This is a genomic window from Paenibacillus wynnii (assembly GCF_030812855.1).
GTDB classification, from domain to species: Bacteria; Bacillota; Bacilli; order Paenibacillales; family Paenibacillaceae; genus Paenibacillus_AQ; species Paenibacillus_AQ wynnii_A.
In genome coordinates, this window is the sequence record NZ_JAUSTK010000020.1 from 17,719 (window position 1) to 41,419 (window position 23,701).

The 23,701-nt window shown below is 43.8% G+C and carries 19 protein-coding genes and 1 pseudogene; 3 read left to right on the forward strand and 17 right to left on the reverse strand.

The window, feature by feature from the left end; genetic code table 11:
* Window positions 1-16 precede the first annotated feature (16 nt).
* The 6 genes from J2T20_RS17535 to J2T20_RS17560 are packed head-to-tail and all read right to left on the reverse strand — an operon-like array spanning window position 17 to window position 4,733.
* The gene (locus J2T20_RS17535) at window positions 17-811 is read right to left on the reverse strand and encodes an SDR family NAD(P)-dependent oxidoreductase (RefSeq protein WP_307590539.1); all 795 of its coding nucleotides are present in this window, start codon (window positions 809-811) and stop codon (window positions 17-19) included.
* The gene (locus tag J2T20_RS17540; protein WP_307590541.1) at window positions 808-1,161 is read right to left on the reverse strand and encodes a MaoC family dehydratase; all 354 of its coding nucleotides are present in this window, start codon (window positions 1,159-1,161) and stop codon (window positions 808-810) included. Before J2T20_RS17540 ends, J2T20_RS17535 begins: the two co-directional genes overlap by 4 nt.
* On the reverse strand, window positions 1,158-1,538 hold the full coding sequence (locus J2T20_RS17545; RefSeq protein WP_307590543.1) for an FAS1-like dehydratase domain-containing protein: 381 nt from the start codon (window positions 1,536-1,538) through the stop codon (window positions 1,158-1,160). The genes J2T20_RS17540 and J2T20_RS17545 overlap by 4 nt, the downstream gene beginning before the upstream one ends.
* Entirely contained in the window at window positions 1,535-2,686 is a 1,152-nt protein-coding gene (locus J2T20_RS17550; RefSeq protein ID WP_307590546.1) for a thiolase family protein, read from the reverse strand. Before J2T20_RS17550 ends, J2T20_RS17545 begins: the two co-directional genes overlap by 4 nt.
* Entirely contained in the window at window positions 2,683-4,173 is a 1,491-nt protein-coding gene (locus J2T20_RS17555) for a class I adenylate-forming enzyme family protein (RefSeq protein WP_307590548.1), read from the reverse strand. The genes J2T20_RS17550 and J2T20_RS17555 overlap by 4 nt, the downstream gene beginning before the upstream one ends.
* An 8-nt stretch (window positions 4,174-4,181) precedes the next feature.
* Window positions 4,182-4,733: a biotin transporter BioY gene (locus J2T20_RS17560; RefSeq protein WP_307590550.1), complete on the reverse strand. Its 552-nt coding sequence runs from the start codon at window positions 4,731-4,733 to the stop codon at window positions 4,182-4,184.
* Window positions 4,734-4,923: 190 nt separating this feature from the next.
* Between J2T20_RS17560 and J2T20_RS17565 the strand changes: the two genes are divergently transcribed.
* Window positions 4,924-5,901, forward strand: a complete 978-nt coding sequence (locus J2T20_RS17565; RefSeq protein WP_307590551.1) for a biotin--[acetyl-CoA-carboxylase] ligase — start codon at window positions 4,924-4,926, stop codon at window positions 5,899-5,901.
* A 128-nt stretch (window positions 5,902-6,029) separates the two neighbouring features.
* Here J2T20_RS17565 and J2T20_RS17570 read toward each other — a convergent pair whose 3' ends face one another.
* Both J2T20_RS17570 and J2T20_RS17575 read right to left on the reverse strand, forming a co-directional pair.
* Complete coding sequence (locus J2T20_RS17570) at window positions 6,030-7,133, reverse strand: serine hydrolase domain-containing protein (RefSeq protein WP_307590552.1); 1,104 nt, start codon at window positions 7,131-7,133, stop codon at window positions 6,030-6,032.
* Between the two features lie 282 nt (window positions 7,134-7,415).
* Window positions 7,416-8,501, reverse strand: a complete 1,086-nt coding sequence (locus J2T20_RS17575) for a glycoside hydrolase family 11 protein (RefSeq protein ID WP_307590553.1) — start codon at window positions 8,499-8,501, stop codon at window positions 7,416-7,418.
* 325 nt (window positions 8,502-8,826) lie between these two features.
* On the opposite strand from J2T20_RS17575, the gene J2T20_RS17580 reads away from it, so the two are divergent.
* Window positions 8,827-9,168, forward strand: a complete 342-nt coding sequence (locus J2T20_RS17580; protein WP_307590555.1) for a nitrous oxide-stimulated promoter family protein — start codon at window positions 8,827-8,829, stop codon at window positions 9,166-9,168.
* Window positions 9,169-9,247: 79 nt separating this feature from the next.
* On the opposite strand, the pseudogene J2T20_RS17585 reads toward J2T20_RS17580, so the two are convergent.
* From J2T20_RS17585 to J2T20_RS17610, 6 genes and pseudogenes are all read right to left on the reverse strand, one after another.
* Window positions 9,248-9,397: pseudogene (locus J2T20_RS17585) on the reverse strand (YdeI/OmpD-associated family protein); the annotation flags it as partial.
* Window positions 9,398-9,858: 461 nt separating this feature from the next.
* Window positions 9,859-11,178: a DUF4179 domain-containing protein gene (locus tag J2T20_RS17590; protein WP_307590557.1), complete on the reverse strand. Its 1,320-nt coding sequence runs from the start codon at window positions 11,176-11,178 to the stop codon at window positions 9,859-9,861.
* Window positions 11,105-11,707, reverse strand: coding sequence for an RNA polymerase sigma factor (locus tag J2T20_RS17595; protein ID WP_307590559.1), 603 nt, complete (start codon window positions 11,705-11,707; stop codon window positions 11,105-11,107). Before J2T20_RS17595 ends, J2T20_RS17590 begins: the two co-directional genes overlap by 74 nt.
* Window positions 11,708-12,042: 335 nt before the next feature.
* The gene (locus tag J2T20_RS17600) at window positions 12,043-12,429 is read right to left on the reverse strand and encodes a YmaF family protein (RefSeq protein WP_307590560.1); all 387 of its coding nucleotides are present in this window, start codon (window positions 12,427-12,429) and stop codon (window positions 12,043-12,045) included.
* 362 nt (window positions 12,430-12,791) lie between these two features.
* Complete coding sequence (locus J2T20_RS17605; RefSeq protein ID WP_307590562.1) at window positions 12,792-14,291, reverse strand: malate:quinone oxidoreductase; 1,500 nt, start codon at window positions 14,289-14,291, stop codon at window positions 12,792-12,794.
* 129 nt (window positions 14,292-14,420) lie between these two features.
* Window positions 14,421-15,299, reverse strand: coding sequence for a LysR family transcriptional regulator (locus tag J2T20_RS17610; RefSeq protein WP_307590564.1), 879 nt, complete (start codon window positions 15,297-15,299; stop codon window positions 14,421-14,423).
* A 113-nt stretch (window positions 15,300-15,412) separates the two neighbouring features.
* Here J2T20_RS17610 and J2T20_RS17615 point away from each other — a divergent pair, with 113 nt between their 5' ends.
* Window positions 15,413-16,822 carry an MFS transporter gene (locus J2T20_RS17615; protein WP_307590566.1) on the forward strand — a complete coding sequence of 470 codons (1,410 nt, stop codon included), beginning with the start codon at window positions 15,413-15,415 and terminating at the stop codon, window positions 16,820-16,822.
* A gap of 159 nt (window positions 16,823-16,981) precedes the next feature.
* On the opposite strand, the gene J2T20_RS17620 is transcribed toward J2T20_RS17615, so the two are convergent.
* The 3 genes from J2T20_RS17620 to J2T20_RS17630 form a co-directional block, all read right to left on the reverse strand.
* Complete coding sequence (locus tag J2T20_RS17620) at window positions 16,982-19,369, reverse strand: polyprenyl synthetase family protein (protein WP_307590568.1); 2,388 nt, start codon at window positions 19,367-19,369, stop codon at window positions 16,982-16,984.
* 172 nt (window positions 19,370-19,541) lie between these two features.
* Window positions 19,542-21,020, reverse strand: coding sequence for an Lsa family ABC-F type ribosomal protection protein (locus J2T20_RS17625; protein WP_307590570.1), 1,479 nt, complete (start codon window positions 21,018-21,020; stop codon window positions 19,542-19,544).
* Between the two features lie 333 nt (window positions 21,021-21,353).
* Window positions 21,354-23,687 carry a universal stress protein gene (locus tag J2T20_RS17630; protein ID WP_307590572.1) on the reverse strand — a complete coding sequence of 778 codons (2,334 nt, stop codon included), beginning with the start codon at window positions 23,685-23,687 and terminating at the stop codon, window positions 21,354-21,356.
* Window positions 23,688-23,701 lie beyond the last annotated feature (14 nt).

The following is a 23,701-nucleotide window of genomic DNA, read 5'->3' on the forward strand; positions in this document are numbered from 1 at the left end:
CCTTCCGTTTCTTCCATCATTCAAAAAAATCTTCCGGCCCGGAAGCAACAAGAGTGGATGGCTGTGGTTTCTGCCAATGTGTAATCTGTTTTCCGTTAATTCCGAACACGTTACCCGTCAGCTCAGGGTCTTTTTGATCCAGAAGCGCACGAACGAACCGGGCCACATCATCAGCTTCTCCCAAGTTCCATTCCTCGGGAAGCGGCTCGTTGCGTTTTGCGTATTTTTCTTTCAGATGTTGAATAACTGGCCGGGTCATGTCGGTCAAGGCAGCGGGAGCAACGCCGTTGACCCTAATCCGTTTGGGTTTCAGTTCATCGGCAAGCGTCCACAGCATTCCGAGAAGTCCGGCCTTGGCGGCGCTGTAATTGACCTGTCCCACCGATCCGGCGAGTCCCGCGGTTGAGGTCATCAGCACAATATCGCCTCCGTGACGACTCAGATGAGATAAAGCCCGCTGGGTGCAGTAGAAGGCCCCATTCAAATGAACGTCCAAAACGGCCTGCCACTCCAGATCCGTCATGAACTCGCATTTGCGGTCCTTAATGATGCCGGCGTTATGAATTAAAATCTCCAAGGAACCCATCTTGTCGATAACTTCGTCCATCATCGCCGTAACCGCAGCGGGATCAGCGACATTGGCACAGAATCCCTCCGCCGAGCCGCCTGTCCGGCGAATGTCCTCTACCACTTGTCTAACATTTTCATCACGCAAACCATTAACGGCTACCTGATAACCGCAGCGCCCAAGCTCTGTAGCTATACTGCGCCCAATCCCCCTGGTTGCCCCAGTAATCAATACCGTCTTCATGTATCGGCGATCTCCTCTACAACGCTAAAAGAACCTTTAGCAATGATTTCTCCGTGATCTGATGTTACCGTTACCTGGATTTGATCATGATTCCAAGTGTTATATCGGAAGCATACGGTCGAGCCTTGGACACACGGTTTTTCAAACCTCATGCTAAAGGATTGAATCCAATGAGAACGATGTTCTTTCATATATAGAGACTGCGCTAGCCCCATGATGTACATTCCATGTGCTATGGGAGCTTCAAAACCCGCTTTTCTTGCAGCTTCGGCATCCAGATGAATGGCTGCCTCATCCTTGGTGACAGAGGCATAATGCCTGATGTCCGCCTCGGAGATCTCGATTATCATTTCATTTCACCTATCCTGATTAAGACGGTTTCTGCTGCAGCTATGGGGCTGCCCCGGTGACAGCAGACAAGAGAATGGGTATAGAAAGTCAGCAAACCCTGCCTGCCGTTTTTTTGCTCCACTTTAAGCAAGGATAGTTCGCAAGTCAGGATCATACCGGCCATCAGCGGCGCATGATAATAGAACTGCTGCGTTCCGTGAATCATTGCCACCTCCCTATCGAGCCAAGGGGCATCTTCCATTTTCCAGAATGTTACCGGCATGGTTGAAGGAGCAATGACTACTCCCCCTATTTTCTGTAAGGGCGAATCTATGCTGTTCGCATACTGCTCGATATTGTCCGGCGTGAGCTGAACCTGAAACCGGATCATGTTCATAAGGCCGCCTCCACCAGAACGGCCAGCCCCATTCCGCCACCGATGCCAAGCGTTGCCAGTCCTTTTCTGTAGGGGTTTTGCAGCATTTCCGAATATAAACGCGTCATAAGGATCGCACCGGATGCTCCATAGGGATGGCCCAGAGCCAATGCGCCTCCTCCAGGATTGACCTTTCCCAGTGGAATATGAAGTTCATGCAGCGAGGCCAATACCTGGGAGGCAAAAGCCTCATTAAATTCAACGATATCCAAATCGTGTATATTCAGACGCTGGCGGCTTAGCAGTTTCCGAACCGCCGGGACCGGCCCGATTCCCAGGTAACGGGGTTCAACTCCAGCAGCTTGCGAGTCAACAAAACGGAGGACGGGGGTTAAGTTAAGCTGTTCGCACTTTTCACGCGACATCATGAGCACCAGAGCGGCGCCATCGTTAATGGGACAAGCATTTCCGGCTGTAACGGTGCCATTATCCGAAAAAACAGGCGGTAGGCTGCGCAGCTTCTTCAAACTCGTATCCGGTCTCGGACATTCGTCATCTGTGATCCGGAATCCGTTTACTTGAAGCGGTGCAAGTTCCGGTTCATATCTGCCTGTACGCATGGCGCGGACTGCCTTTTGATGACTCTCAAGCGCATAACAATCTTGCGCCTCCCGAGAAATACCGTATTTACTCGCCACATTCTCTGCAGCAAGACCCATGTCAGGATCTCCGAAAGCATTAGGTGTGAACGGTGCGCGTGTATATATCGTTGGCGTACCCATCAGGGTGTCGGGTCTGAACATTTTCCAAGGAGCTCGGCTTGCGCTTTCGACTCCGCCTGCCAGGAATATTTCTCCGGCTCCACTCTGAATGAAGCGGGCCGCCATGATGATGGCTTCAAGTCCTGAACCGCACTGCCGGTCGATCGTGACTCCCGGAACCGTAACGGGCAGTCCTGCTTCAAGCACAGACTTACGGGCAATATTCCCGCCCGGGCCTACTACGTTGCCGATGATTACATCATCGATCCATTCCGGAGGCAACTGTGCTTCTCTAACCAGGAGACGAATCAGCGGCGCGAGCAGCTTCTCCGGTTCGAGCGTACTTAACTGTCCGCCGATTTTGCCGACAGGTGTACGCCTGGCCATGACCAGAACAGCCTCTTTCATATCATCCCTTCTCTCACATCGTCTTTCATTAATTGGCGCGCTATTTTTCCGGAGCTTGTATAAATGAATCGTTCTACAGCAATAAGCTGCTTAGGTATCTTGTAGCTTGCAAGATAGGGGCGGCAGTAATTCCTCATTTCATCCAGACTGATCCGCTGTTCTCCGTTCCATTGAATCAGCGCCGTTACTTGCTCACCCCACCGATCATCCGGTTTACCGAATATCATGACCTCTCGAATAGCCGGAATGCGGAGCAGCACAGCCTCCACTTCTTCGGGGAACACCTTGAGTCCTCCACTTTTGATCATGTTGCTGGCGCGGCCAGCCAAGTGTAAATGCATGTCTTGATCAAGGAGCATGTAATCCCCCGTACGCAGCCAGCCATCGCGAAAAACGCTTGCCGTCTCTTCAGGCAGCTGGTGATAACCGGCGAACATCATTTCGCTTCGGATGTACAGCTCACCGACCGTACCCGGAGGAACCTCACGGAACTGCTCGTCGCGGATGGAAATGTGCACACCGTCGAACGCTTTGCCCAAGGAATCCGGCTGCTCCTCCCCGGTTACCTCAAGATAGCTGATGTAGCTGGCCTCCGATGATCCGTAAGACTCATAGAGCTTCGTGTCCTTGAACAACTCGCGGCACCTTTGTTTCGAGGACTCGGGCCACTTCCCGCCAGAGCTGATCACCGCCTGCATGGATATCTGAGCGGTGCTTGTAGCCGCCAGATGAAGCAAAGTGTCGATCATCGTGGGCACAACGAACAGGATCATATCCGGTTCGCGGGAGCAGAGGTTCAGTATGCTCTCAGCATTGAATTCCTGAAGTAGATGAAAAGTCGCCATACTATATAGGGATTGCATCATGGCGAACAGCGACAGGGAATGCACGAACGGTCCAGGCGCAAGTACATGCTTTATACGGTTCAGCCTGAACTCCTTCTCCGTCGCCTCGCAGCTTCTTAACCACGACAGATGAGTCCGCATGTACCCCTTTGGGAAGCCGGTTGTGCCTGACGTATACCCGATAAACAGCAGTTCAGGGTTCTCCTCTGCCATGGCATTCGGCTCGAAGCCAGCCAGCCAAGAGCAATAGCTGCCGGCTTGCTGATCCTCGCCGAAGTATAACTGCGGAATTTCTTGATAACGTTCTGAGAGATCAGCCGCAAAGCGCCCTTCACTAGCGATCAGCCCAGGCTCGCACTGCCGGATCACCTTATCTATTTCACCCGGAGGCCATTTGGGGTCCAGCAGCACGGGAACGCATCCCGCGTAGATGGCGCCGAGAACAAACTCGGCGAATTCCATGCGGTTTCCGGACAGGACAGCGATGTTGCGTTTCGCATGTCCACCCTGCCGCAATCCGTTTGAGACCTGTTGAACCAGCCTCATGAGCTGAGCGTATGTGCGTTCTTCCCGGCCGTCCGAGATCGCGATACGGTAAGGGTCTATCTGCCCGCGTTCTAAAATGTGCTGTACCAGGTTCATGGGTATCCTCACCCCTGCACTTTTTCTTCAATAGGACTGATTGCTTTAAGTTGCATAGTTATTACTGCTGCAATAACGACTTTGATGATGTCTCCCGGAAGAAAGGCCAGCGCACCGGCAAGTCCGGCCCAGACCGACGTATTCGTAATCAATGCCATGATGGGTGCGCCAATCAGATTCACCAGCATTACGCCAAAGATCAGGTTGCCGGCTAACAGCTTCCAAGTTTGGAGCTTCGGCCAGATTTTTTCGGAATACCAGCCGATGAGGCCGGCGGCGATCGGCCAGCTTAATATGTATCCTGCAGACGGTCCAACGAGCACCGCCAGTCCGCCTCTTCCGCCGGTCAGCACCGGCAGGCCAATCGCTATGAGAATGATAAAAATAACTAGACTCAGAGCGCCCATCCGTTTACCCAGAAAACATCCGGCGAGCATGACGCCAAGCGTCTGGGCAGTGATCGGAACAGGAATGAAGCCAAGGGGCAAGGGGGGAATCAGGCCGAGCACCGCGATGAGAGCTGTGAATAATGCGGCATAAACAAGTTCTTTTGTTTTCAAGAAAATAACCTCCACTAGGTAAGATGTAAGCTGAATTATAATGGAGACAGCTTTTATTGTAAACCATAATAATATTTTAGGTTTACAATAAAACAAAATAACACGCTTGAGTTTTCCTATTGTTATGTAAGCATGTTAATATAATCGAAGAGGTTTGGTCGGAAAGCTATACTTTTGGAGGGTTATATCCATGACAGTTAAAGAACATATTCTAGGCTTGCTCGATGGCAACAAAGGTGAATATATATCCGGCGAGGAAATAGCCGGACAGTTATCCGTGACGCGCAGCGCTGTCTGGAAAGCCATAAAATCGCTGCAGACAGACGGTTATTCCATACAGGCTATAACCAATAAAGGATATTCCTTGTCACCTCATACGGATATCTTGTCTGCTGGTGCAATTTCAAAGTATCTGGATACTCAGGGTCAAAAGCTGCGTGTTGAAGTCTTTAAGACAATACCTTCAACGAACGAAGCCATAAAAATCCTTGCCTCAAATGGAGAGGCTGAAGGCAAAGTGATCCTTTCGGAAGAGCAGACAGCCGGCCGCGGAAGAAAAGGCCGAAGATTCTTTTCTCCGCCAGGAACGGGTATCTATATGAGCATCCTGCTGCGTCCAAAGCTATCAGCAGCAGAATCCACTCTTCTGACGACTTCCGCCGCAGTCGCTGTTGCCCTTGCCATCGAGAGCGTATCTGGTAAAGACACGCAGATTAAGTGGGTCAATGACGTATTCATGGAAGGCAAAAAGGTGTGCGGAATCCTTACCGAAGCTTCCATGTCACTGGAAAACGAGTGGCTTGATTATGCCGTTCTCGGCATTGGTATCAATGTAGCACTACCAGCGGGCGGCTTTCCTAACGATCTTACCGAGATTGCAACATCTGTATTTTCCGAAAGCAATCATTATGGTGATCTCCGCAGCCGACTCGTGGCAGAAATACTAAACCATTTTATGGGATTTTATGAGCATTTAATTGACAGACTGTTTCTTTCCGATTATAGAAAACGAATCATTTCACTTGGCAAGCCCGTAATGGTGATGAAGGATAATAAACAACGTGAGGCAACAGCCATTGATATCGATAACGATTGTCATCTGAAAGTCAGATATGAGAATGGTGACGAGGAATATCTTTCAAGCGGAGAAGTCAGCATTAAAATTTAGCGGGTGACTCTTTATTAATAGGATTTACATTAAAGATGCATTTGGGGCTTGATTAAAATACTACAAATTGAAAAATGACCGGGAATCATTTCCCGGCCATTTTTCTGTAAAAAACTCAGTAGAAGTATCTACTTCTTAATGTAGTTATCTAATATTTTATTTAAATCTCTTGCAATGATGCTGATTTCGGCATATGAATCAAAATTGCACAGCACAATCACTAAGTTCTTGGTTTCCCGGTTTTTAAGGATCATTGAGCTATATCCAAATATATTTCCGCCGTGTCCCACGAGGTTTTCGGGTCCGGGAAATACAACCCAACCATAAGCGTAACTTGTTATATCTTTTTCAACGACAATCTTTGGTGTAAACATTGTGTCTAGAGAGGCCGCGGTTATTAATTTATTTGTGTACAACGCTTGATCCCATAAGTAGAGATCTTCCACAGTTGAATATAATGCCCCTGCTGAGAAAGCGAATGACATATCAAGATTATAGAATGGATCAGAATGTTGTTCCGCTGTTCCTTCATATCCTTTTGCATGATTATCCTCATTGTATACATTAATGTCATACCCTGAATCTTTCATATGAAGAGGTCTTAAAATATTGTCATTAATATAGTCTGTATATGATTCTTTTGAGACTTTCTCAATAATATAGCCTAATAAAACATAATTTGAATTACTATAGCTGAATTGTGTTCCTGGAGTGAAGTTAAGAGGTTCTTGTTTAAATGTATTAATGAGCTCATAAGGAGAGGTATATTGTTGAGATAAAGGAGAGGACAAGAGATAGGTCGAGAGATATTCTTGAATTCCGGACGTATGGGATAAGAGATGATGTAAGGTGATTTTATCTCCATTGGGATAATCGGGAATATATTTATCAAGAGTATCCTTCACATTAACTAGACCTTGCTCTTGAAGTTTCATAATACTTAATGAAGTGAATTGTTTTGTCACTGAACCTATTCTAAAACGTGTAGTAGGTGTGTTGGGAATTTCTTTTTCAAAATTGGCCATTCCATACCCCTTGCTAATCCAGATGTCTCCTTCTTTGCCCATGAGAATTGAACCGTTAAATTTTTTGTCTTTAAGGTACTTGTCTACGCGCACCTCTAAATCTTTATTTGTTTTCCTTGAAATAATTTCTTCAGATTCAGAGGAGCAAGCAGATAGTATACAAAGAACTAGTGCTATAATACCAAACTTTTTTATGTGAGTTATCATGAGTAAAAACTCCCATTCCTTTATTTTCAATAAAATATAATTAATGTTACGTTAAAATATGATTTGAGGTTTCATAATGAATGTAAATCAAATAAGTCCCAATCCTTTGACAAGGGGGACTTTTGAAATGATTTTCTAAACGAAAAATATTGGATTTGTTATAAAATATTCTCCAAGTACTCACAAAAAGCCGGTGCGGAAAATTCCGCCGGCTTCTTGTTTGATAAGACGTTCAGATCTCAATCAAAAACTCAGAAGCATCATTAACCGCTAAAGGAGTTTTTACTTGATTTCCAAATAATCAATGTAAGCATCCCAAGTCCCGTCATCGGATGTACAAACGAGCTGGATCTCCTGATTTCCGGTTCCATGACTGACATTGTTTAGTGTATAGACCGCAGGACTGCTCCCGCCGAAGTAGAAGGTACCCTTCGTCACTCCGCCGATTTTCAAGTCGATTTTGGCCATGTTGGAGTTGTTCGAAGCACCGCGGAGTGAAAAACTATGGGTGCCGCTCTCGAAATACTGCGTGTATTTCACCAAATCATTGTTGGCGTATAAAGCGACTCCTGAGAAAGGAGAGCTAATATTCCCGGTGTATTGACCGCCTTTGGTCATACTCTCGGTTTCCGTTTTTGTACCTGTGCTTGGTGTAGGAGTTGGAGTTGGATTCGTACTACCGCCACCGATAGTAAGTGTATGACTAGTCACATTTGCATTTCCACTACTTTGATAGCCCTCTACCGTAAGCGCGACCTCATACATCTTACCCATTGGCATTCCTAAGCTCTCCCACTTTTTAAAGTGTTCGCTAACAGATATGGTTCCGCTCGTGCGTTGCGACGTCCGGACACTCCAATACTGCTTAAAAGTTGCATTACCTATAATGGAAGGTTGATTGGTTCGGGTGGTCTCATATATGTCATATGTCCCTCCGTCTACGGTAATGGTGCCCTTTTTCGTTCCGGTCGGACGATAGGTGCCCCAGCTATCGACGATGTAATATTCTATGAGCGGGTCCTTCGTCCACCCATAGACACACAAATAGGAATTGCCGCCCGGATTGAAGCTTGCGCTGTAATTTATTGATATGTTTCCAAGTTGTGAGTGTGTCTGGGTAGAGTCAAATTTCTTGCCTTTACGGAATAACGCATTTCCGATATTACTCCACTGGGCACTGAACGCGCCACCACTATTGAGAGTCATACTTGTGGTCCCGGAATCCTTCCACAGCTCATAGTCGTAGCCGTCTTGGGTCCCAGTCTGATTGGAGGTAATCGTTGTTGCTGCCTGAGCGATAACTGCAGGCAATGTAAGCGCAAAACAAACTAAAATTGCTAAAAATAACTTCAATCTTTTCTGTTTCATTGGTCATTCCTCCTATTGGTTAAATTGCATCTATGTCGTACTAAGATGCTGTTCAGCCTGTAGCAGACCCATTTCCACTTCCTCCCAAAAATATAAGTGTAAGCGATAACAAAAATCATTTTATCATAGCTTCTTTAATGTTTTTTATGCGAAATTAAAGTTCATACCCTAAAAAGTTTAGTTCTTTTGTGGATGTAAATGGAAATAGCGTTTATTTCTCCTAGACTAGTTTTCACAAGGTACCCATATCATTTTTTCTTTAATAATTAGATGATATAGTTAATGTATATTGCAATCTTTCAACAATGAAAGGGATCTTTCAAACATGACAATAAAAGTGAAACGGCAGTTAAATGATGGTCCTAATATTCGAAGAGAAAAAGAAATTGTTTCAAAAATGATTTATATATATTGTAAGAAAAAACATAATCAAAAAGTGTTCTGCGAGGAATGTCAAGACTTAAATGATTATGCTTGGAAAAGACTATCCCTCTGCCCATTCGGTGAAGAGAAAGCGGCTTGTGCAAAGTGCTCTATCCATTGTTACAAACAGGATTATCGTGAAAGAATTAAGATTATCATGCGTTTCTCAGGTCCATGGATGCTACTATATCATCCAATTGAGTCCATTAGGCATTTCCGAATCCCAGGTAAGTTAAGAAAATAGCTTTTACTGACTCATAACTAAGATATGGAAAGGCCAAAAAGTTCTCATATACTTGCCTTTCCTCTTTTAGCCTTTGCTCTTCTTCGACCGCGTCCAAATATAGCAACGTATCTGGAGTTGGCACCATACTAACTACTACCCAACAAAATTTCTCAGCCTCACTATTTTCCTGTAGTCATATCCTCAAATCTTCCCTCGATTTTACTGTAATTAGATTTTCAATTTCCATAGATAAAATACATTCTCCTTTCTAGGTATAATGAGTAATTCAATTCAGGGTCGTGTTTTCAAATTAGGTATATCGCCTTTGGATAAACTTGTAGTAATTGCACATAACTAATACAAATCTCACGGAAGGAGCATTCACAACATGGCCGATTCGATTAAGCCCAACGGCTCACAGCATGCAGCACCACCATCAGATGATCCGAAGAAGCAAGGCAGATCCGCAGCTAAGAAGAAATCGAAATAACCTGTCAGTATGTTAAAGAATGGAAAGGCCGCCGCTTGGCGGCTTTATTATTAATATTACAAGTTCGTGTTCCACCAGGTGTGTTGGTTATCCAAATAGTATTAGCTCGTTCTAGTTCAATCATCTGTTGTCCAGAAAGCTGAAATACCGTTTTCAAAGGAATTTGTATTGTTTTCTCATCATCAATTTGCTGATTGTTCAACCCATTAAATATGATTTTATTTTTTGTCATCTATAGGAATAGATATTGTCTTGTCGTAGGTTTTAATATAGTGAAATCCGTCCAGTAGCAGGTGTTCCGGTTTCTTCATTGTGTTAAAGGAATACGTCTGCTCCCACAGGATGTTACCGTTTTTCAGATCCCACGGTCGTGACAAAGAAATTGATGATACGGGAACTACGATATCACCAGATTGAACAGATAAATTTTTTGTTTCTAAGATTGTAAACTGTTTCCTAGCAATAACGATATCATAACCTGCATCAGTTTTTGTGACGCTTCGGATCCATACCTTTTCATTGCCAATCGTGATGGATTGATTTGATGGTGAGGCTAGGGAGATGGGGTCTACCACTTTCTGATATCCGGCGAAATTTTCAAGTACAAGTTCAAGGGTCTCTATCTTGTCTGTCGGAAGCACATCAAATTCAAGTTCAAATTCCGGGATGCCCTTTTCACCAAAACGATTTCCCATTCCCCATGATTTCACTTCTGTTCCATTCAAATAAAGGTTTGTTTTGCCTGGAAATATCGGGAGTTCCTCATTATCCATTTCATAATGTCCCTTCACGATGGTTGTAGTTGGTGAAGCCGTAATGGATTCAAAGTGGATAGTCCCCTGATCGACAGGAATGGATTTTGAAATGTCCTCTTCTTTAAAAATACTCTTCATCGCTTTATTAGCTTCAAATTTGAAGGAGATCGGATGTGTTTCCAGCTCCCCATTATTCAGCCGCTCACTGATTGTAACTGTTAATGTTCTGGAGAATGGACTAACTGGCTCGAATCTATAATTTCCCTCGAAATGGGTTTCGGTTTTGCTATTGTCACCACTCCCTCCTCTTTGTTCTGAATCAGTCAAGAACCCTTTCATTTTACCAATGTCATAACGAAATAAACCATTGTCAGTAAAAACGGAGCCTGCTGGTCGATCAATAGTGTAATACATTAGCAATGCGTTATCGTCCGCAATAACCCCGTTAATGGTAATGACAGTGCCACTATCAAACGTTTTGCTTTTGTTGACATTTTGACCGTATCCTTTCTCTGCCACCTCAGAGAAGTTTAGAGAACTCAGCTCGATTTTATTAAATAACTTACCTCCGTAATAAGCAAATACTGGATACTGATAAGTTCCAACAATTAGAAGGAGTGCAGCGGCTGACGAAGCAACCCATGTCATCGCTCTATTTACTTTTCTTTTCTTAGTAGGAACATGCTCAAGCGCGTTTCGAAGTCTGCCTTCAAGTTCTAACGGAGCCTGCACGATATTCAAGGTCTGCTTGTGTTCCTGTATTCTCTCCTCGATCGTTTTCATAACGATTACCCCCGATCATGGCTTTCAGTTTTTGTTTGCCTTGCGAAATTCTTGATTTGATGGTGCCAACCGGTGCATCGGTCATATCCGCAATTGTCTGATACGGAAGATCATGTACGTAACGAAGTTCAATCGCTTCCCGCTGTCGTGCATTCAGATGAGAGAGCAGCACCTGCATGTCCATCTCAGACTCCGTATTGCGATATGGATTATCATCAGTTAATGCAGCAAGTGATGGTTCTCGCTCGTCTTCCAGAGGAAGAAATCGTTCCTTTTTGCGGAGTAATGTTTTGCAACGATTGACGAGAATGGTTTTGCTCCAACTGTAGAAAGCTTCCCCTTTTTGTAATTGATCCAGCTTGTCATAAAGCGTAAGAATCATGTCTTCCATGGCATCCATTGCGTCATGCTCATTTCTCATGTAGCTGTAGGCAAGACGATAATAAGCGTCCTGTTCGGTTATAATTAGTTGTAATAAAGCTTCCTTGTTGCCTTTTTGGGCTTGTTTGACAAGACGGCTTACATTCATGTTCTCACCCCTTTCATAGATAAGAGATAGCAGAGGGTATTAAAGTTCATTATGTACAAAAAAATCTCCACACCCAAATCAGAGGGTGTCACCGTTTGGGTCTATAACTTTCAGGGTAGTTGAACAAACGATTCCATACATCACTATAAATGGGCTCACGTTAAGGGATTGTTGGTTTGAAATCATCCGAGGAGAGTAACGAAAGGGGAATTGGGAACTGTAGGAACGACAGCGGCCGGAAGTCCCAATATTCCCCGTAGTTAAACAGCTCCTTAAATATATGCCTTAAATTAGTAACAGGACTTTTCAGTGGCCTCCATTACAAGCAGTTAAGATTATGAATCCTTGCCAGTAGTTCCTTTATAACGATGAGTATGTGGTCTCATACCGCTTAGAGTTGTAACACCTTCGAAGTAATGAATGTGACTGCCACCGGGTATATCAATAGCCGGACCTGTGGTCCCTTGGATAACATGGGTGTGCCCTTGATCTATTGATGTTACGGTGAAATATCGATGAACATGAGGGACGCCGCTTAGGGCAGGCTCGGTAACACTGGCATACTGATGAACGTGTCCGTCGTCATAAGAGGTGACACCAGAATAAGGGTGAACGTGAACAACAGGCCGACCGTCCCAAGATGTAATGAAAACACTATGGGAATGATTGTTCCCCGGGTCATTGGAATGAAGAAAGTATCCTTCAACTGGAATGTTATTCATTATAGCAGCTCCTTTATTATCGTTATGGGTTAATTTATGTCAACTGCCATGTTCCAGCTATAGGCGTACGTTGATTCTTTAGGCGAATTATACAATTGGATATTTGTGGCAAATGTAGTGATGATCAGCGATGACTAGTAGTGTATTATGGTGTTCTAGCTCAAAGTGCCAGCAAAAACAATTATCGGACTCGGCCTGCCTTATTGCACTCACCCATACCATTCAAATAGGTCATTTAAACAAGAAAACAGGCAAGGCCATCTCACATTGTGAGAGTCCTTGCCTGTTTTTTTTAAGGGACTTTACCAGTAGCCTCCCATTGAGTAGGACGGCCTTCACACCTATGCCTTTTCAGAGACTTGTTAAGTATAGATTAGTTCTTTTTCGATTAGACCAAGCGTCTCTGCTGTTGAAGTATGAATTTTGTGCAAAAGCTCTGGATTTTCCATTAATGACATACCATAAGAAGGAATCATTTCTTTAATTTTCGCTTCCCACTCTTTCATATGTTGCGGGAAGCATTTATTAATTACCTCAAGCATTACGTGAACAGCAGTTGAGGCACCTGGAGAAGCACCTAGCAAGGCAGCAATCGAGCCATCAGCGGCACAAATAACTTCTGTACCAAATTGAAGTGTACCTTTGCCGCCAACATCGGTATCTTTAATCACTTGTACACGTTGGCCCGCTACTACTAAGTCCCAATCCTCGATTTTGGCGTTAGGGATAAACTCGCGTAACTCTTCCATACGCTTTTCTTTCGATAACATAACTTGTTCGATCAGGTATTTTGTCAAAGACATGTTTTTTGCACCTGCCGTCAACATAGTTAAGAGATTATCGGGTTTAACGGAAGTTACCAAATCAAATATTGAACCGGTTTTTAAAAATTTTGGTGAGAAGCCGGCAAAAGGTCCAAATAACAATGACTTTTTATTGTCGATAAATCTTGTGTCTAGATGCGGGACAGACATGGGAGGTGCTCCAACCTTAGCTTTGCCGTATACTTTAGCATGATGCTGCTCTATGACATCTGGATTATTACACACCATAAATATACCGCTTACCGGAAATCCTCCAATATGTTTTCCTTCAGGAATACCGGACTTTTGAAGTAAATGTAAGCTTCCTCCCCCACCACCGATAAAGACAAATTTTGCAGTATGGCGTTTAACGCTACCGCTTTCATTTCGCACATTCAATTCCCACGAGCCGTCGCTAGTGCGTTTGAGATTATCAACACTATGTTTGTATTTGATATCGACGTTTTTACTCTTTAAGTGATCAAACAATATGCGGGTTAAAGCGCCAAAATTGACATCTGTTCCAGAGTCGATTTTTGTTGCCGCTATTGGTTCTTTCGATGGACGATTTTGTAAGATAAGTGGAATCCATTCCATCAGTTTTTCAGGGTCTTCGGAAAATTCCATCCCTTGAAACAAAGGATTACCGGACATTGCTTCGAAACGTTTCTTTAAAAAAGTTACATCTTGTTCCCCCTGTACCATACTCATATGAGGCAATGGCATGATAAAGTCCTGCGGATTACGTATCAGCTCGCTGTTAACAAGATAAGACCAAAACTGCATTGAAAGCTGAAACTGTTCATTAATTTGGATAGCCTTGCTAATATCTATAGATCCGTCTGATTTTTCGACAGTGTAGTTCAGCTCGCACAATGCCGCATGCCCTGTTCCTGCATTATTCCATTCGTTAGAGCTTTCCTCTCCTGCCTTTTCGAGCTTCTCAAACACTGTAATTTCCCATTCCGGAACTAATTCTTTCAGAAATGTAACTAAAGTCGCACTCATAATTCCGGCACCAATTAAGATGACGTCTGTTGTAGTTTCTCTGTTACTCATTGTCACCATCCTTAAACCCTGAAATTGCAGAAAGGATGTAAGCGCTCTTGCTTAGGCGCGTCACACACCTTCTCTATTTCAATTATAACTATATCATGGTGTATTACAATTATTTAAATATTAAAATATCTATTTGGATATCTCCCCAAAATATTCTACAACGACCTCACGGAATTCCAGAGCAGCCCGCGAAATGTACCGATTCCTGTGCCATAATAAAGCTATCTCTCTTACCAATTCGTGATTCTCTACTTGGAGATATTTGATATTTTCCCGTGAATACCTTGCCGTGCTTGGTATGAAAGCTATGCCAATTTCGGATTCCACAAGACTGCTTAGCCTTGCAGGTTCATCCCCCTCATACACATATTTAGGTACAAATCCAGCTGATTTGCATACTGAGTCCACTAAATCGCGTGTACCGTAGCCTCTCTTTACACCTACAAACCATTCATCCCTTAGTTCTGACAAGGATACGCTACTTCGGTCTGCCAGCCGATGTCCCATTGGAACAGCTACAAGAATGGTGTCGATGAACACGATTTGACATTCAATGTCATCCCCTTGTATAGGAGGTGAGGACAAGCAGAAATCGACCTCTCCTCTATGAAGAAGCGTAACCATTTCCTGCGTTTTCAGCATTTGCACATGAAATTGGATAAGAGGCCGTTTTTTTCGAAACTCTCGAAGAATATTGGGTAACGTGCTTGCGGTGGTCACCGCCAATTCGAGTGTTCCATGTTCCGGGCTGGATAAATCGTTAATCTCCTGCTTCCCCTGTTCCAACTCAAACAAAGCCCTTTCTGCACGGCGAAGGAATCTGCTTCCGAACTCATTCAATCGTAGCTTCCGCCCTATTCGATCGAATAGAGGGACCCCTAAATCCTCTTCCAAGCGTTGAATCGTTTTGCTTAGTGATGATTGAGTAACGTGCAGACTTCCCGCAGCTTCGGTCACATGTTCCAAACGAGCTACCTCGAGAAAATATTTCAGTTGTAGAAGTTCCATTTGCATCCTCCGTTCATTCCCTCAAGTCAATGAAATCATAACATAGAATGCGTTGGAATAAATAATCAATTTCTAGTACGATGACATTAATAAGCTATTTGGGGGGATCAAAAATGAGTGTTCGCAGCAGGTGGTTGATGATTTCCGTTGGACTGGGGGTACTATTAAACCCACTTAATTCATCGATGATTTCTGTTGCTATTGCAAGGCTGCAAAATGTGTACCGCCTTGACTATACAGTAGTTTCCTGGATTATTTTTTCTTTCTACATTGCAAGTAGCGTCGCTCAACCTGTCATGGGGAAAGCCAGTGATTTATTCGGTCGCAAGAAGATATTTCTTACCGGGCTTGTTGTTTCCTTCGTTGCATCATTATTAGCGCCACTATCACCAAACTTTGGATGGCTCATCGTGTTCCGCATTGTGCAATCCATCGGAACAAGCATGATTGTGTCAGTTGGAATGGCCATTGTGCGAATTCATATTACGGAGAAACAGGCAACTGCACTATCAGTTTTATCTATATTCCTATCCGGAGCGGCAGCAATTGGACCCTTTATTGGCGGGGTTTTGATTCACTGGTGGGATTGGCCTGCTATCTTTTTTGTCAATATTCCATTCGTGGTTACGAGCTTTCTATTAGCTTGGAGGAATATTCCCAAGGACGAACTGCCAACATCTGTTGCACGGGGCATGTCCTTTCGTAAATGGTTTGATTTGATAGATGCGTCAGGGGTCCTGCTCTTCACAGTAGGTCTGGTTGCCTTGCTCGTTGGAGTACTGTCAGCAAAATCTTTTGGGCATGTCTCATTTGGGCATGTCATTGTCGGATTGATAGGCCTCTTTTCACTGGGGGTTTTCGTACGACATGAGTTAAAGGCGACGTCACCCTTTATTCCTTTACGCACATTCGCAAAATATCCTGCGATGACTTGGGTCAATGTCGAATTCATACTCGTAAACTTACTTTTTTACTCCATTTTTTTCGGGCTTCCGTCCTACTTGCAGATGGTACGTCATGTCAGCGAATTCCATACTGGGATTCTCATGCTAAGCTTGGGTTTGTGCTCGCTTGTTGTTTCTCCAATAGCAGGAATATGGATAGATAAATCAGGACCTCGGCCAGCATTGCTGTTATCCGGAATACTGATGACACTTGGGTCAGTATGGATAGTGACATTAAATGAAACTTCACCGGTTATCAGTGTGTGTTTGGCGTTAGCTGCATTCGGTGTTAGCAACGGGTTGAACAATGTCGGAATGCAAACAGCCTTGTTCAAAAGTTCTCCAAAAGAGATTATCGGTGTAGCATCTGGAGTATTTATGACATCGAGATACCTGGGAACCATTCTCTCATCTTTGTTGCTAAGTATTGTAATGGGTGATAAGTTCAGCTCCGGGGGATTTCGATTGCTTGGGGCTATCCTCTCGGTAATTGCATTGTCCTTGGTATTCATGAGTTGGCGGCGCGCAGAGTCAGGGCAATTGGACACTAATTCAGCTGTGCACCACACAAAAAAATAACCCCTATGGGGTTTTATCTTAACAATCTAAGTCCGCTTAAGATCTGGGATTGAGTGATGTTATTTAAAACAAAAAAACGACTCCGTCATAAGAGGAAGCCGCTTTTGGTGTAGAAATTTGCGATTGTAATTCAAATGGCTAAGCCTTCTGATTTTTTAATTAGCGATCTCGACTAACAATATAGTTCAATAGATGCTTCAGAAAAGCAGTATTATGGGACATTTTATTCAACGTTTCTATGGCAAGGCAATAGTGTTCCCACATCTCTTTTCTGGCCCCTTCCTGACCAAGGATGGCTACAAAAGTTGAACTGTTGTTCTCGACATCCTTCTGGGTGGGTTTGCCAAGTACGAGCAGATCTCCTTCCAAATCAAGCAAATCATCCTTAATCTGAAAAGCAATGCCCGCATGGTAGGCGAATTTCTTCAAAGCTTCGATTTCCGGCGCCTTAACCTGAGCTAGAATGGCAGGCATTACCAGAGAGGCCTCAAATGCAGTTCCTGTTTTGTAAAAGCAGATCATATTCAATTGCTCGAGTGTTAATGCTTTTCCTTTGGAATGCAAATCCATCGCCTGTCCCATACATGTATCTTCTGCCTTTTGGGCCGAATATTGCATTAAGGTTAACACGGTTTTAGCATCAAACGAGTGAAGTGACGTCTGTTCTTCAATCCCCTTTTGAATTAAAAATAGACCGGTTAACTCCGCCGTGGCGCTATTGTAAACTTGATGCAGAGTTGGACGTCCTCTTCGGGTAGAGGCATTATCTTGGGATGGCAAATCATCGAAGATTAGAGATGCAGTATGCAAATATTCCAATGATCTCAAAAGCGGCACTATTGCCGATGGCTGTAATCCATATTCGTTCACACCCATGACCCAAGCCAATAATGGTCGTATACGCTTCCCGTCTCCTTCGAGACTGTAATTGGCAGCATCAATAAGCGTATCTTTTATCGGTGAAATCCCGTTAGCTTTGATAATCTGCAATTCGTTGTTGATCTGTTGGCGGACATTTTTGATCGTGTCTTGAAAATCTTCCTTTTCCTTCTGGTTGTTCTTTAGAATGGTAACCATCTGGTCCCGAAGCAGTTTGTCGAAGAAATCCACATCATCCGCTTTTTGAACCATATATTGCACAAGACGATTGAATTCCGGGTTACCGGCAGCAAAGATCCCCATAATTTCGTTATACTTTTCAGGACCTAAACGTGCTTTACAGCGTTTGAGACCGTTGATTGCGCGATCTAAAATCACCTCACGCGTCTTGGCATCAGACTGATACACATTATGAATTAGATGAGAAATTACTGCCCAGTATAATTCAAATGGGTTGATCAGATCTGAACGCAGATCATGGTATTTCAAATAATAAGTATATGGTGTAACAGCACCGTCATTCATATCGTCAAACATATCCGCAAAATCGTCTGCGAGCTGATTGTAAATACCATATAAGAATGTTCGCTGATCAAAACCCTCATCCAAAGGTGCACTGATTACGGAACGGACAATCAATCGGGAAGAAGAGGATTTCAGTATGATAGGTATATAAAGTTCCTCATTGGTATAGTTCTTGTTCGATAAATCTTTAACACGGTCTATATCTTGGGAATGAAAAAAAACATAGGACTGCTCGAAGAAAGTTTCCTGTGTATCCGCCCGCTGATGTTCTTTAATATACTCAAAAGCATCCCGGAGTTCTGAATGCACGTATTGTATTATTTCCATGTTATTACTTCCGCCCCAGCCACTGAGCTCTGGTACAATTCCCGTGAGAAGCGCGGTACGTATCATATTGGAATAAAGTTCTTTCTCTTCGTCGGTTAAGACCCCGGAATCCAGAAGATCGTCAATGAACGGATAGGTTAGACCGTATGAATAACCAAGTCTGATGGCTTCATCAAGCCTTTGGGCCCGTTCTGCAGACGATATTTCATCGTCCATCTCTTCAACCACATGCATGATAACTCCGATGATGATTTTGATCAGCTTGCGCTGGGCATGCTCGGCATTCATTTCTTTTGGAATATTGGCAGAGACGTCCTTGAGTTTATCGATCAGCCATATTACAGCGGATTCTATACTTTCCTTCTGAGCCCATCGGTACAACCCAGCTAAACTCAATTGCTCGGATTGGCCACCACCTTTTGTTACGGTGGAACTAGTCAAGTGATTTTTGATGTCAGCAACTGCACGCTGAATCCGGGTCTGAGTGTCAGGAGAATCCAGAGCCTTGCCTAGATCCCTCATGTAAATATAGCTGATGCTGCGATCTAAGTAATCATCAAGTTTACCTGTGTGATCCAGCCACCCTATGTATCTTCGATAATCCTGAGAATCAGGTTTTCTGGTTCCCCTCGAAAACAATGATAGCCATGAACGTTTGTTAATATGGTTCCTTTTCCACAATTGAAAATCTTCTGTCAGTGTAGGCACATAAGTCTTCTCCATAACCTGCATATAAAGGGATGCAAAATACTGAGCCGCCTTCTGCTCAGCCTGTCGATACCATGTATCGGCTTGATCTGTATATTCACTTTTCATATGATGGATTACCTCAACTTCTGTTTTTGTTAAACATATATGATCCTATTCACAACATAATACGGGAAAATATCACTGGGGTTACGAAAAGGATCGAACAACTTCTTCTCCTAAAGATAACAGAGAAAATACAAAAAAGCGCCAGTTAATTGGCGCTTTTTCAAAGTAAATCTTAAAGTTCGATGGTCTTTGTTGCAACATTTTTGCAAAATTCCTTGTCATGCTCCACAAATAGAATGGTTGGTGAATACTCCAGCAGTAGCTCTTCAATTTGCATGCGGGAAATAATATCAATGAAATTAAGCGGTTCATCCCAAATATGCAAATGGACCTTCTCACTGAGACTTTTTGCGATCAGTACTTTCTTCTTTTGACCTCCGCTAAAAGTTGAAATATCCTTTTCAAATTGAACTCTGGAAAAATCAAGCTTTCTAAGAATCGATTTGAAGAGACTCTCATCAATGCCGTTGTCGGCAGCAAAATCAGATAAGTTGCCCTGAAGATGGGATGTGTCCTGAGATACGTAGGATATTTCCAACTGACTATCCTTACTTAGGGTGCCTGTAAAGTTTATTTCCTCACCGCAAATTAGTTTGATAATACTTGATTTACCAGAGCCGTTTCTACCGGAAAGCGCAATTCGGTCACCTTGCTCAATTGAAAAACTAAGATCTTCACATACCCTCTTCTCAGCGTAGAAAATCGAAACCTCATCAAGCTCAACAAGTTGGTTTTTATGATAAGCAAGCTGCGAAATCTTCAAGCTGTCGGAGCTCTCGATATTTTTAAGGAGTTTAGACTTCTCATCAATCGCAGATTGCTGCCTTTGTTCAATGGCTTTAGAGCGTTTCATCATTTTAGCAGCCTTGTGGCCAATGTATCCTTTATCCACCTTAGAGCCGGAGTTTCTTGTTCCGTTTTTTGTTTTTTCCACTTCGTGTGACCAATTGCCCGTCCGTTTAGCAGAACTTGATAATCGACTTATATCTCTTCTAAGTTTTTCGTCCTCCGCTAGTTCAAAGTTATCTTGTCTCGTCTTATTCTCCCACCAACTGGAAAAGTCACCTTTTTGAATTTCAATGTTGGTCTTATTAATTGAGAGAATATGGTCTACACAGTTATCTAGAAATGATCTGTCGTGAGACACCAGAATAAACCCACTTTTGGAATTGAGATATTGACTGACTAGTTTTCTTGCCTCCATGTCAAGGTGATTCGTTGGTTCATCAATTAACAGGAAACTATTTTCCTTAAGAAATAATGCAGCCAGTAATACTTTTGTTTGCTCACCGTTCGACAGCGAATTAAATGACCGATATAAAACATCTTCGGAAACCTTCAGCAATGAAAGCTCACGTACTAATTCCCAGTGAATATAGTCTGGATATATTTGGTTAATTACATCAAGGGTATTATATTCCTTGTTTTCAATGTGGAAAGGAAAATACTCAAAGCTCACTTTAGCAGAAATATTTCCGCTGTATTCATATTTACCAAGCAACAAGTTGAGAAAGGTGGTCTTCCCTCTACCGTTTCTTCCCGTAAATCCTAATTTCCAATCTGTATCCATTTGAAAACTTACGTTCTCAAATATGTTATCGTAACTGCCATCATAGGCATACGTAAGGTTTGTAACATTTATTAATGACATATTGATCTCCTCCTGTATTTACAAATATAAAAAGCCACAAGAAAGTTACTTTCTTGTGGCTCAAATAAATACAGCAAATCGAACCCACGATGGAGTTAGATAAGGATATATCTTTGAGTTAAAAAGAATAGTAGCTTTCTTGCATAAAAATAATAAAACAGCGGTCTACATCCGCTTCGGCATGTTTTTATTATTTTTACTAATCCGCAAGAAATCCTACATTATCCTTTTCAACCCCAATCCTTTAAGTAAAGTCAGCTTATCATACCCATATGTTATTTTCAACAACGGGCACTTATTGCAATATGTTAATTCATTTCCCAACACATTCTTTTACCGTACCGGCTCTGTAACCTCTGGATCAAAATCCGCAACGATCAGCATATCCATATGACGGGCATGCCTGAGCAAATAATGGACGAAGCTTTCTTTGAACAAAGTACGCCAAAGTGGTTTCCGTGACTGCCCGATGATAAGCTGTGTCGCCTGTACTTCGTTCATCCTATTTAATAAATGCTGATGTATATTAGTGCTGCTGACTGCCTCAGTCACCTCAATTTTCCCGCCAAGCCGTTCCGATAAATGCCGAAGCACGTCCAGCCGTTTCTGCTCCTCATGCGTTCGTGCCACGCCGCAATGCACATAATGCACGTACCATTCTGCTTTCAAGCGGTGTGCTATGCGGAATCCGCGTCGTATCAGACGTTCCGCACGCGGTCCCATGTCCACACAGACGAAAATCACCTCACGCCTGCTCCACGATCCCCGTAAGGAAGTATCCCGATTCCATGCCTCCAGCCGTTCATCTACATCATCCGCAATTTCGCGGAGGGCCAGTTCCCGTAGTGCAATCAAATTACCAATCTTAAAAAAGGATTCCAGCGCCTGGTTCACTTTCTCGGACGCGTAAATTTTTCCTTCCCGCATCCGCTCCTGCAGCATTTGCGGTGTTACGTCGATTAGTTCTACCTCGCTTGCCATTCTCAAAATGGCATCCGGCACGGTTTCCCGAACCCGTACACCGGTTAACTGTGCTACCGCGTCGTTTAAGCTTTCCAGATGCTGTACATTCACGGTTGTAATGACGGAAATGCCGTTTTCCAATAGACGGACAACATCTTCATATCTTTTTCTAGTCTGACTGCCGGGTACGTTGGTGTGCGCCAATTCATCAACCAACACAACCTCTGGGTGCCGGGAAATAATTGCATCTGTATCCATTTCTTCCAGTTGCGTTGACTGATATTGAATCCTGGCACGAGGGATAATTGTTAAATCGCCTATTTGCTCCCTTGTTTCCTTTCTACCGTGGGTTTCGAGGAGACCGATAACAATATCGATTCCTCTGTTTAATAGTAGGTTACCTTCCTGCAGCATTTTGAAAGTTTTCCCCACTCCGGGCGCTGCACCGATATATACTTTAAAGGTTCCGTGGCGAATCCTTTCAATTTTCTCCTCCATCTCTTGACTGGTCAACCGATGAAAAGGCTCTTCTGACTCTTTCACACTCGGTTTTATGGGTAAAATCCGCTCCCCTTCCTGCTCTGCGCGGTCCGCCATCAGAAACACATCAATATTTCGTGTTTTTCGCAGTACGCGGTTTGCGATGGAGCCCTGCCACTTCTCTTGCCAACGGCTCTTATTGGAGTGCCCCATTACGATTCGGGTCACATTGTTTTGAGTCGCAAAACGCACCAATAGAGAAGGAAGCTGACGTAGATGGGTCAGATGAAGCTCTCCAAACTTGGCATCCACTCGATCTACTAGCTTCACTATAGAACGCTTGAAGGACTGCTGTTCCTTCGTCAACGGCCGATTTGGGATGACAAACGTCACTACAATTAGATCACCACCCAGCCGCTTAGCGATTTGTTGGCCTCTTCTAACATAGAGTGAACCGTTCCAATGGTATTGCGTGGATACCAATATCCGCTCAGTGGCACCGGAAGGACCGATGAGTCCCTGATCTTCCCGATGTTTTTCAAGTGAATCGTTGACACCTTCAGCCACTAAACGCAGGGACAGTTCACGAAGTACCCCTAGATTTCCTCGTCGGGACAATGCAGGATGCGTCTCACCACCCAAAACGCCTTCCTCTATTCGCTTCAGTATGGTTTCCGGGGATACATCGATTAGGCGAACTTCATCCGCAAATTCTAGCGTATTCAAAGGTACCGTTTCTTCTGCCCGAATTCCCGTCATTTGAAAAATGATCTCTCCTACTCCTGCCAACTCGTAAACATTGATGGTCGTAATCACACTGATGCCGTTATCCATCAAATAACGGATATCTTCCAGACGCGTTGGAAAGCGGGCACCTATGCGATTGCGATGAGCCAGACCATCTACCAACAGGACCTCTGGATTCCGTTCCAGTAGCGCTTCCAGAGGGAGGTCTTTCTGCTCCTTGCCATCTTTCCACCAATGGATGCTGGGAACACGTTCAAGATTCTCGAGCTGCTGAACGGTTTCCACTCGTTGCATGGTCGAAACGGCACTGATTACTACATCTATCCCTTGCTGCTTTAAATGCTTGCCTTCTTCCAGCATATTGTATGTTTTTCCCGACCCGCTCACGGACCCGATAATGATCTTTAGCCTTCCCCGATGCAGTTGATATATGGAATACAAGATTTCTTCCGGGGTTTTTCGTTTATACGGCGCCATTCTTTAACCTCCTT

Excerpts from the sequence above, each read along its gene's own strand:
- J2T20_RS17620 (WP_307590568.1), bottom strand. The coding sequence starts at position 19,369 with ATGAAAAGTGAATATACAGATCAAGCCGATACATGGTATCGACAGGCT.
- J2T20_RS17600 (WP_307590560.1), bottom strand. The coding sequence starts at position 12,429 with ATGAATAACATTCCAGTTGAAGGATACTTTCTTCATTCCAATGACCCG.
- J2T20_RS17565 (WP_307590551.1), top strand. The coding sequence starts at position 4,924 with ATGACAGTTAAAGAACATATTCTAGGCTTGCTCGATGGCAACAAAGGT.
- J2T20_RS17575 (WP_307590553.1), bottom strand. The coding sequence starts at position 8,501 with ATGAAACAGAAAAGATTGAAGTTATTTTTAGCAATTTTAGTTTGTTTT.
- J2T20_RS17610 (WP_307590564.1), bottom strand. The coding sequence starts at position 15,299 with ATGGAACTTCTACAACTGAAATATTTTCTCGAGGTAGCTCGTTTGGAA.
- J2T20_RS17580 (WP_307590555.1), top strand. The coding sequence starts at position 8,827 with ATGACAATAAAAGTGAAACGGCAGTTAAATGATGGTCCTAATATTCGA.
- J2T20_RS17550 (WP_307590546.1), bottom strand. The coding sequence starts at position 2,686 with ATGAAAGAGGCTGTTCTGGTCATGGCCAGGCGTACACCTGTCGGCAAA.
- J2T20_RS17570 (WP_307590552.1), bottom strand. The coding sequence starts at position 7,133 with ATGATAACTCACATAAAAAAGTTTGGTATTATAGCACTAGTTCTTTGT.
- J2T20_RS17595 (WP_307590559.1), bottom strand. The coding sequence starts at position 11,707 with ATGAATGTAAGCCGTCTTGTCAAACAAGCCCAAAAAGGCAACAAGGAA.
- J2T20_RS17535 (WP_307590539.1), bottom strand. The coding sequence starts at position 811 with ATGAAGACGGTATTGATTACTGGGGCAACCAGGGGGATTGGGCGCAGT.
- J2T20_RS17605 (WP_307590562.1), bottom strand. The coding sequence starts at position 14,291 with ATGAGTAACAGAGAAACTACAACAGACGTCATCTTAATTGGTGCCGGA.
- J2T20_RS17545 (WP_307590543.1), bottom strand. The coding sequence starts at position 1,538 with ATGAACATGATCCGGTTTCAGGTTCAGCTCACGCCGGACAATATCGAG.
- J2T20_RS17555 (WP_307590548.1), bottom strand. The coding sequence starts at position 4,173 with ATGAACCTGGTACAGCACATTTTAGAACGCGGGCAGATAGACCCTTAC.
- J2T20_RS17540 (WP_307590541.1), bottom strand. The coding sequence starts at position 1,161 with ATGATAATCGAGATCTCCGAGGCGGACATCAGGCATTATGCCTCTGTC.
- J2T20_RS17590 (WP_307590557.1), bottom strand. The coding sequence starts at position 11,178 with ATGAAAACGATCGAGGAGAGAATACAGGAACACAAGCAGACCTTGAAT.
- J2T20_RS17625 (WP_307590570.1), bottom strand. The coding sequence starts at position 21,020 with ATGTCATTAATAAATGTTACAAACCTTACGTATGCCTATGATGGCAGT.
- J2T20_RS17630 (WP_307590572.1), bottom strand. The coding sequence starts at position 23,687 with ATGGCGCCGTATAAACGAAAAACCCCGGAAGAAATCTTGTATTCCATA.
- J2T20_RS17615 (WP_307590566.1), top strand. The coding sequence starts at position 15,413 with ATGAGTGTTCGCAGCAGGTGGTTGATGATTTCCGTTGGACTGGGGGTA.